This window comes from Paenibacillus taihuensis (genome assembly GCF_003386535.1).
Classification (GTDB): Bacteria; Bacillota; Bacilli; order Paenibacillales; family Paenibacillaceae; genus Paenibacillus_Z; species Paenibacillus_Z taihuensis.
Map to the genome: position 1 here is coordinate 122,901 of NZ_QTTN01000016.1, position 6,495 is coordinate 129,395.

A 6,495-nucleotide genomic window follows, 5' to 3' on the forward strand; every position below is an offset into this window, starting at 1 on the left:
CTTGGCTGCACGGCTCTTTATTTGCCCCGAGATATGGGAAGAAGGCGCGAGTCCTGTGCTATCATGAGTCCTGTGCTACAATGAAAGAAGAAGTTTCTTCGCATTCGTTAGGGGGCTGCTGCCTTATGAACTGGAAGTATATCGGCTATTTCGCACTCGCGTTTATCGTGATTCATATTCCGATTATCGGACCGTTCTTCCGCATCGCGAACACGCTCATCCACGAGTCGTCGCATGCGATCGTGTCGCTCATTCTGCAGGGCAAGGTGCTGCAAATTCGCCTCTTCGCGAATACGGAGGGCGTCACCTATACGATGTCTTCCTCGTATCTGGCTTCGATGGTGACTAGCGCGGCCGGCTATGTCGGCTCCTCGCTTGCAGCCTATGGCCTCTCGCTCCTCTGCGCCAGAGGGAAGCATACAGTGACACTGTGGTTTTTCGCTATTCTGGCCGCAGTCAACGTACTGCTCTGGGTGCGCAACCTGTTCGGCGTCGTATGGCTGCTGATCTTCATCGCGCTGCTTGTCTTCGCGTTGTGGCGCAAAGGCAATTGGGTCTCTGCGCTGTCGATCGGCCTATTCGCCTTCGTGCTGGCAGAGTCGGTATCGAGCAGCTATACGATACTGTGGCTCAGCCTGCATACGCCTGCCGGTGCCGGAGATGCGGCGGGCTTGGCGAACAAGACCGGACTGCCCGCCGGTTTCTGGGGCATCTTCTTCATGCTCCAAGCGAGCTTGCTCGGCTATCTCAGCGTGAGGACTGTGCTGCGCAAAAAGAAAGGTCTTGGGCGCGGTTCCGCACGAGTTGCAACGCCGCCTATGTAGCCTTGCTTTCACCATTGGCTTCGCTGGCTGCCAGTTTCGCTCCCCACGACTCGGGATGAACGTCGCGCACATGCTTCGCAAAGATCCATTGATGCCCTTCCGGATCTTCCGCGACGTACTGCTGCTCTCCATATTCCGTGACGCCGAGGGGCTCAATGATCATCGCCTGCGCAGCTCGCGCCGTCTGGTAATGTGCCTCAAGATCGTCGATGAACAGCATGACCGACTGCGACTGACCGCCTAGCTTCGCGGGGCTAGTGGCAGATCTGCCTGGACTCTTGAGCATCACCCAAGCGTTGCCGCGGTACATGAGCGCCCCGTGCAGGCTGCCGTCCGGGAGCTCGAAGCGGAAATGCTCGGTGAGGCCAAAGGAGGTTGTCAGCCACGATAATGCAGCGGCGACATCCTCATAGAATAGGTGTGGCAAAATCGTATCGACCGGTACGGATCGGTTGTGGATCATTCATCGCACCTCCATTTCTTTACTCCAAGCCTTTCTTGCCCGGCATCCAGAACGGCTTTGTCTTGATCTGCCCGGCTTCCCACCCATGCTCTTTCCTAAAATATTTATTCAACTCTACGCATAGTCTGCCATCGCCGCCGACATAGACCATTCCTTTGCCCTTCGCCTGCTGGATAATCGGGTTCAGCTGTTCCATGAGCTGTTGGCTCGGATTCATAGGCAGCCTGCAGAAGGAGAGCGGCGTAGTGCCGTCGAGATCTGCGAAGAAGTCCTTCTCGCTATCGGCGTAGATGAAGCTGTGCACCTGCTTCTGCGCGGGCAGATGCCGCCGGATTTCATACAGATGCGCCAGAGCGGATATATCGCCGACTAGAATGTAGTAGTCGCTAGTGTCGTTATCGCCGCTAACCGTAAATCGCCCTTTCGGGCCTGAATAGTAGATAGAGTCTCCGGCATTCACGCGTTCAGCCCAGCTCGCTCCAGCTCCATTCGAGAAGGTGCTGACAGCCATATCGATGACCCGCGACTTCGCGTCATAATTCCAGACGGAATAGGTGCGAATCATATCCATAAATTTGGCGTCTTGATCGAGACCAACAAGGACGCGCAGAAACTCGCCAGGCGTATAAGCAAATTCCTTCGCATCGTCCTTCAGCCGCATTGAGATATGATAGGTGTGATCGGCGATTTGACGCTTTTGCACGATAACCGCTTCATGTGAGAACCGCTTGGCCATATTTTGAATGAAGCCCATTAGTAGAACAACCCCTTCACGCTCAAAATAAGCCAAGCCATTTCTTGCAGCTATTCTTCCGTGCAATATTTATAATATCGGTAACGCCGATTTTCGAGAGTTTATCGAGCAAGGCATCGGCGCCATGCTTGAGCTTGTAATCCATTTCCTCGCTGTAGAGCGGAATCAGATTGAAGAAGCGGACTTCTTTCTCGGGCGATACAGGTAATACGAAGAATTCGTTTATCGCTTGGACCGTAGCAGGTACATACAGCATCATTCCAGTAAGCTTAGTGTTGGCAGCAAAGGGCTCGACTGGGTTACCATTCGGAATGGTGTGCATAGCGTACAGCCAAGTATTATATTCATGCGGCATACGTGCGAGCGTCTTCAAGCTGCGTATTGGCCAGTAGCTCTCCTCCTTGCGAAACCCTTTCTCAGAGACTTCCCAATCGGGAGGAAGGCTAATCATCAGTTCCGCATAGCGGTAAGCCTCGGCTCCCGGCGGTACGGTCATCGGCTGATCGCTCATTCCGCAAGTGACGAGCGTGTAGAAGTTGCGTTCCTTCGTAGGCGCGACAACGAGGACATCGATGTGGACGAGGTCGGATACGAGCTCATGAAACACAGTCTGAACAGGTCCAATATGGTTCTCGACATGCTTGGTGATTCGGTCGATCGTGTCCTCATCCCCGTATGCGGGAACGTGCTCGCGTTCCTTGGCTTCGTGACGGTAGACGGGCTGCCCGGAAGGGGATCGCTCTTGATTGCTCATGATAAACCTCCTGGAAGTAGAGTGAGAAATCGATATAGGGGAGTAGTTCGGCGAAATATTACAATTTCCTGCGAGTAGGATATCATTCATAAAGGAGACAAGGGAGTCAGAGTAGTAATTGAAGCAGCAGTCAGCATGAACCATCCGTTTTCTGCCACGGTCTATATACGCTTAAAGTCGAGGTGAGTCGATTGAAATCAAGTTTAACGTTTGAAGTGGTGCAGGAGGGTCAGATCGAACAGTGCAGAGACCTGTGCAACGAGCTGATGGCTTTCCAGAAGTCGCAGGCGATTATCGCCCCGGAAGTGTTCGATAGGATGAATTTCGACACGCGGATGAAGCGGAGTTATGACAGCGCGCTTCGCAGCCAAGTCATCGTCGTGAAGGACGACGGCGTCCCTGTCGGCTACATATTCTCAACGGTTGAGACAGTTAAGCAGGGCGAAGATGCGATTCCAGCCTGGGCGCCTGTCCAAGAAGGGCAAGAGGTGCAAGGCTTCTACCCGAACGGGGACGAGCTGCCTCCAGTAATGGGCTGTGTCAGCAACCTGTACGTGCGCGAAGCTTACAAAGGCATGGGGCTCGGCTCGAAGCTGTTCGGCATGGCGATGGAGTGGCTGGAGAGCTTTGAAGATGTCGATCTGATCATGATCTATATCTCCAACGGCAACGAAGCGGCGCTCGATTTCTACTTGAGCCGCGGCTTCACGTTCAGCCACGAGGTGTTCGGAGGCTTCATCAAGGCTGTCTATAAACGCCTGAAGTAACATCAATAAGTTCATGTTAACGCGGCAAAGTGCTGCACCTCTGGGCGCATAGGCGAGTATCCTAGTGTGATACCACTTGCGGAGGAGATTGCGGGCATGGGATTTTTCGTAAAAGTAGAGAAAAACGTCAATATATACGTAGAGGACATTAATCCAGAAGGCACAAAGACGATTCTATTTATTCATGGCTGGCCGCTCAACCATAATCAGTACGAGTACCAATACAATGTGCTGCCTGGGGTCGGCTTTCGCTGTGTTGGCTTAGACTGGCGTGGGTACGGCGAGTCGGACCGTCCGTACAACGGCTACGGCTTTGACCGGCTGGCAGATGATGTCCGGGCAGTTGTAGATGCGCTGCAGCTGAAGGATTTCATCCTCGTGGGGCATTCCACGGGAGGCGCGATCTCCATCCGGTACATGTCGCGTCATCAAGGTTACGGCGTCTGCAAGCTTGTGCTCATCGACGCTGCTGCGCCTGACAGTGTGCCGAAGGATATAGCGAATATGTTCATTACCGAATCTTTGAACGATCGGCCTAAGATGCTTAGCAACGTCACGGATATGTTCTTCTTCCAGTACCAGACGGGTCCAATGATCGAATGGTTCTCCCAGCTCGGCCTTGTCGCGGCAGGCTATTCGACGGCGGCAATTATGGCGACGCTGCGGGATGAGAGTGTACGCAACGATCTGAGCTCCATCCATGTGCCGACCCTTATCATCCACGGTACGCATGATAAAATCGTGCCGTTCAGCCAGGGAGAGAAGACGCATGAGCTGATCCCGAATTCGCAGTTTGTACCATTCGAATTCAGCGGTCATGGCGCTTTTATCGAGGAGAAGGATAAACTTAACCAGCTGTTGATCAAGTTTATTGGCGAGCAATAGAACAGTCATCATCAAGGTGCGTATGGTGTCGGATGATAAGAGCTGCAGGTTCCCTTGGGAGAATCTGCGGCTTTTTGTCGTTATAGCGGGTTGCTGCTGCCCTATGGATCATGAGAACGGAATAGGGAGTGATTGCGGTGGCGGCAAACATACTGATGATCTATGCCAGCATGACTGGCAATACAGAAGATATGGCAGATCTGATTGGAGAAGGGATTCGCGAGGCCGGAGGAACGTTGACCGTGCAGATGGTGATGGATGCTTCCGCGGCGTCGCTGGCTGATTATGACGGAGTCGTTCTAGGCGCATATACGTGGGGAGACGGGGAATTGCCAGATGAGTTTCCCAGCTTCTATGAGGAAATGGATCAGCTGCAGCTGTCCGGCGTGAAGGCTGCCGTATTCGGTTCCTGCGATTCTGAATCGGAGCCGATGTCGTACAGGACGGATTGAAGATTGAATTCGGTCCGAGCGGTGATGAGCGAGTGGTGTGCAAGCAGTTCGGGCCGCAGTTCGCCATCTTGGTTCGCGCAGGAAGGGAGGACGCTCTAGCTATGAGAGTGCTGTATCAGATCTACATATCGCGTAAAGAAATGGCCGATCCAGCCGATCTGGCTGACGTTTTGGAGGAGATGGAGCAAGAGCAAGAACGGATGGAGCCTCCTCATCTCACCGACCTTTTGCGAGGGGCGAAATTGGAATAATTTAGAGTGATAAGCAACCGATTTCAGTGAGCATAATGGAAAATCATTGTTGGGTATAGTAATGGCGTTAGCAAATGACGACTAATATCCAATCAAGGAAGGTGCTTACTGTATGGAGGAGAATTACCGCGCTCAAGGGCCGAGAAAGAATCCACTTGCATCGGCTCTCAAGTGGCTAGGAATCGTTGTACTCTCGCTTACCGTTATGGTGAGCTTGCCGGATGTTGGCTCAGCGATCGGTAAAGGCGCGCGTGGGCCGGATGTGTATGTGATTCAAGGAATGTTGAAGTCGCTTGGCAGTTACGCGGGTCCGATCAATGGCGTCTACAATGCGCAAACTGTCCGCGGCGTGAAGTATTATCAGAAGACACATGGCCTGCCGGTAACAGGCAACGTTGACAAGCGCACGATGAAATCGATGGTTTACGCATATGAAAGCAAGAAGTCCGGCGCGAAAGCGAAAATGCGAGCTAAGAATTTCGGACAAGCGAAAGGCATCGGACGCGGCAAGGGCGCTGGTGGCGGCCGCGGTGGTAAAGGCGGCGCCGGCGGCGGAGCGGGAGCCGGTCAAGGCGGAGGCTTTGGCGGCGGAGCTGGCGGTGGCCAAGGCGGCGGTATGGAAGAGAACCAAGGCGGAGGCGGCAAGGGCGGCCAAGGCGGCGGTATGGAAGAGAACCAAGGCGGAGGCGGCAAGGGCGGCCAAGGCGGCGGTATGGAAGAGAACCAAGGCGGAGGCGGCAAAGGCGGCCAAGGCGGCGGTATGGAAGAGAACCAAGGCGGAGGTATGGAAGAGAACCAAGGCGGAGGCGGCAAAGGTGGCCAAGGCGGCCAAGGCGGCGGTATGGAGAATAACCAAGGCGGCGGAGGTAAGTCGAAAGGCGGAAACAATGCCGGCGGCAACAGCAGTGGCAACAATAGCGGCAACGGAGAGGGTAACAACGCGCCTGCACCGGACAATGCCGAGGGCACAGGACGTTAAGATATGGAAGCGCGAGAACCAGGCCGGTTATGGCCTGGTTCTCATTTTGTAGAATTGATGATGAGTATGTGGATGCCTATATTGGATAAAGAGTCAATTTCATAATGAATAACCCCTTGGAATTTAAAGGCTTTTTAGCATGCAAAAAAGGAGTGCCTCCCCAAGTTCTCGAAGTTATGGTTACCACACCAAATAACTGAGAAAAGAAAGGAGCACTCCTATGTACTCTATTCAACAAGAAGAGCTGTTTTCCTTCGAGGATTTACTGGAATTTGAGGCCGAAGCAAAATATACAGCTATTTTATCCCATCTGCCGATCGGCACCATCCTACACGCGATCAGTGGTTCTCCTCAGCGAGGGCGTCC

At 53.4% G+C, this 6,495-nt stretch carries 8 protein-coding genes and 1 pseudogene; 6 read left to right on the forward strand and 3 right to left on the reverse strand.

The features are described from left to right. Positions 1-125 precede the first annotated feature (125 nt). The gene (locus A8990_RS15100) at positions 126-824 is read left to right on the forward strand and encodes a M50 family metallopeptidase (RefSeq protein ID WP_181909592.1); all 699 of its coding nucleotides are present in this window, start codon (positions 126-128) and stop codon (positions 822-824) included. Here A8990_RS15100 and A8990_RS15105 read toward each other — a convergent pair. Genes A8990_RS15105 through A8990_RS15115 form a run of 3 tightly spaced genes read right to left on the reverse strand, consistent with a single transcriptional unit; the run spans position 817 to position 2,795 of the window. Next, a complete protein-coding gene (locus tag A8990_RS15105; protein WP_116189865.1) occupies positions 817-1,287 on the reverse strand; it encodes a VOC family protein in 471 nt (156 codons plus the stop codon). The genes A8990_RS15100 and A8990_RS15105 overlap by 8 nt on opposite strands. 19 nt (positions 1,288-1,306) lie before the next feature. Then, positions 1,307-2,041, reverse strand: a complete 735-nt coding sequence (locus tag A8990_RS15110) for a siderophore-interacting protein (RefSeq protein WP_116189866.1) — start codon at positions 2,039-2,041, stop codon at positions 1,307-1,309. 22 nt (positions 2,042-2,063) lie between these two features. Further along, entirely contained in the window at positions 2,064-2,795 is a 732-nt protein-coding gene (locus A8990_RS15115) for a suppressor of fused domain protein (protein WP_116189867.1), read from the reverse strand. A gap of 191 nt (positions 2,796-2,986) precedes the next feature. Between A8990_RS15115 and A8990_RS15120 the strand changes: the two genes are divergently transcribed. The 5 genes and pseudogenes from A8990_RS15120 to A8990_RS15135 all read left to right on the forward strand — a co-directional run bounded on the left by A8990_RS15120 (position 2,987) and on the right by A8990_RS15135 (position 6,129). Further along, positions 2,987-3,562, forward strand: coding sequence for a GNAT family N-acetyltransferase (locus tag A8990_RS15120; RefSeq protein WP_245996035.1), 576 nt, complete (start codon positions 2,987-2,989; stop codon positions 3,560-3,562). A 96-nt stretch (positions 3,563-3,658) separates the two neighbouring features. Beyond that, complete coding sequence (locus A8990_RS15125; protein ID WP_116189868.1) at positions 3,659-4,447, forward strand: alpha/beta fold hydrolase; 789 nt, start codon at positions 3,659-3,661, stop codon at positions 4,445-4,447. A gap of 155 nt (positions 4,448-4,602) precedes the next feature. Then, positions 4,603-4,964 (forward strand): annotated as a pseudogene (locus A8990_RS15130) (flavodoxin domain-containing protein); the annotation flags it as partial. Between the two features lie 36 nt (positions 4,965-5,000). After that, a complete protein-coding gene (locus A8990_RS32145; protein WP_245996037.1) occupies positions 5,001-5,150 on the forward strand; it encodes a hypothetical protein in 150 nt (49 codons plus the stop codon). 112 nt (positions 5,151-5,262) lie between these two features. Further along, positions 5,263-6,129 carry a peptidoglycan-binding domain-containing protein gene (locus A8990_RS15135; RefSeq protein ID WP_181909593.1) on the forward strand — a complete coding sequence of 289 codons (867 nt, stop codon included), beginning with the start codon at positions 5,263-5,265 and terminating at the stop codon, positions 6,127-6,129. The last annotated feature ends 366 nt before the right edge of the window (positions 6,130-6,495 follow it).